This window comes from Roseixanthobacter psychrophilus, assembly GCF_043195195.1.
Lineage (GTDB): Bacteria > Pseudomonadota > Alphaproteobacteria > Rhizobiales > Xanthobacteraceae > NCEH01.
Map to the genome: position 1 here is coordinate 1 of NZ_JBAFWT010000208.1, position 361 is coordinate 361.

1 protein-coding gene is annotated in these 361 nt (G+C 69.3%); it reads left to right on the plus strand.

Annotated features, from left to right (window positions below):
• Positions 1-361, plus strand: a 361-nt coding sequence (locus tag V5F77_RS29225) for a hypothetical protein (protein ID WP_429008530.1), incomplete at both ends; no start/stop codon positions are given.

Below are 361 nucleotides of genomic sequence, written 5' to 3' on the forward strand. Positions count from 1 at the left end.
GGGCGTCGTGCAGTTCTTCGGCGCGTTATTTTCGGGCGATTGGACCGGCATGCAGGCCGGGCTGCAGACGCTGCTCTCCGGCGCCCAGACCATCGGCTCGGCCGTGCTCGGCATCCTCTCACTGGCCGGTAGCATCATCATCGACTGGCTCGACGCGCAGCTCGGCACCAATATTCGGGGATGGCCGGCCAAGGTGGGCGCGGCGCTGTCCGAGGGCGCGAGCGCCATCGGCACGGCCCTGCAGAGCGCGTTCGGCGCCGTGGGCACCTTGCTCGCCACCATCTGGCAGACCAATTTCGACCGCGTGCAGGAGCTGTTCGAGCGGTTCCGCGCCTGGATCGACGGATGGACCGGCGGCGCG